Genomic DNA, 1745 nt, shown 5'->3' on the forward strand with positions numbered 1-1745 from the left:
AATATTAAACTATGGTAAAAAAACCTATGCATCTCTTCAGGATATTTTTTATTTCTCGTTCTAACTCTCATATAATAATTGTATCCCGTTTCAAATAGAACGCTTACGCTACTTAAAGCCCCGGCGTTTGGAAGCTCAAAATTAGCTCCTATATCCATAAAACCGCTTGCCGTAATACCGTCTTCTATTCTTGTGCCTCCTTCATCTTCTTGAATATCAGGTGCATCTTTTACATAACTGAAGTCCAGAGAAGTTCCAGCTCCGCCTCCGAAAGAAAATTCAAAATTAGCAGAAAATAAATTATTTGAAAGTATTATTATAAACAATATTATAAAAAATCTCATATTTATTACTCCAATAATATATTATTCTTTTTGCAATATTAGTTGGTAATTACTGAGAGCTTTATCGTTTATAAGAATAGGAGTATCCAATTCTATATTCATATAAACCGTATGCCCAATAGAAGTCCCTAATCTTTCAACTATTAAATTTATATCGCTATTGTTTTTAAGTTCATTTGAAAAAATTAAAGGTTTATCGGCTGACACAGTATAATTTTGTTTAGCAGTATTTGAGAACTTGTAATAACCGTCTATTATCGAATACCACCTATCTTCATTTGGAATAGAAACTTTTACTTTAAAGTTTTTTATCACATCATCTGTAACATCGAAAATTATATTTGTAAGGCTTCCTTTATCTTTTAAATAAATCGATTCGGTATTCGTATATTGATTATCTTCGCCGTAATTATTTGGAGTTTTCAATATATATAATTTTTTAGGTCCAGACGAGACTTTTACCGCCTCTTCCGTTTTATTAATCGCATTATCTATAGTATTAATTATAGCGTCTGCAACTTTTACAACTGTCGTTATTATTGCAGCTACAGGCGGAACAAATACGGCTACTATAATCGTCACAACTCTAACTATTGGCTTAAAAACTTTTTTCCAAAAATTGCAAAAAGCGTTCCATCTCTTTCCTCTCAATAAAGGATTGTCATCAAAGTTATCGTCTATATATTTGTTAATCGCGGCGGATATTCTAACGCTTACCTTTAAAGTTTTTATTTGGTAATCGGTATTATCATCAACGCCAGAAGTTTTGGCATGATTAAACAAATCCGCCACCGTTATACCCGTAAAGGTTTCGCGATTTGTAGTCGAGCCGTCCGACATTTCCCAGATTATATCAAAATCTTTCGTCTCTTCTCTATACTTTGAAGTATAGCCAACCATTGAAACTCCTTCTTGAATGACTACTATTTTATACGGGAAATTTGATTTGTTTGTATAAAACATTGAAATTGTCGAATTGCGTTCAGTATCAATTAAATAATCCGTGTATTCGTTTTCGCCCGTTTTTCTTGAAACCATTATAAAACCGCTTTCATCGTCTTTAAGTTTCATTAAAATATTGTCCGTTCTCTTTTCTGTTGGATTGTTTTTTTCGTCCAAATAGGTTATTTCCAATTTGGCGTTTTCTGTTAAAGGTTCTTCAATTTGCTGTTTAGTGCAAGCATAAAAATTGAATAGTATTAAACCAATCATAAAACTATAAATTACTTTCATAAAAAATACCTCTTTAATTTTATTTCAATATTTATTTAAGATATTACATACAAAAAAAAAAAAACAAGGGACAAAACTATAAAAATAAGAAAAATTCAGAAAAAAATTATTTATTTTAAATTAATTATAATACATTTCATACATATTTTTAAGTTTATAGAAAAATAA

At 29.7% G+C, this 1745-nt stretch carries 1 protein-coding gene and 1 pseudogene; both read right to left on the bottom strand.

Annotation, left to right across the window (positions count from 1 at the left end; genetic code table 11):
• Positions 1-344, bottom strand: a pseudogene (locus tag Q0H31_RS13155) (hypothetical protein); the annotation flags it as partial.
• Positions 345-365: 21 nt separating this feature from the next.
• Positions 366-1577 carry a hypothetical protein gene (locus Q0H31_RS13160; protein ID WP_295298925.1) on the bottom strand — a complete coding sequence of 404 codons (1212 nt, stop codon included), beginning with the start codon at positions 1575-1577 and terminating at the stop codon, positions 366-368.
• Positions 1578-1745: the final 168 nt, after the last annotated feature.

It is taken from the genome of uncultured Brachyspira sp. (genome assembly GCF_934747485.1).
In the GTDB taxonomy this organism is placed as follows: Bacteria; Spirochaetota; Brachyspiria; order Brachyspirales; family Brachyspiraceae; genus Brachyspira.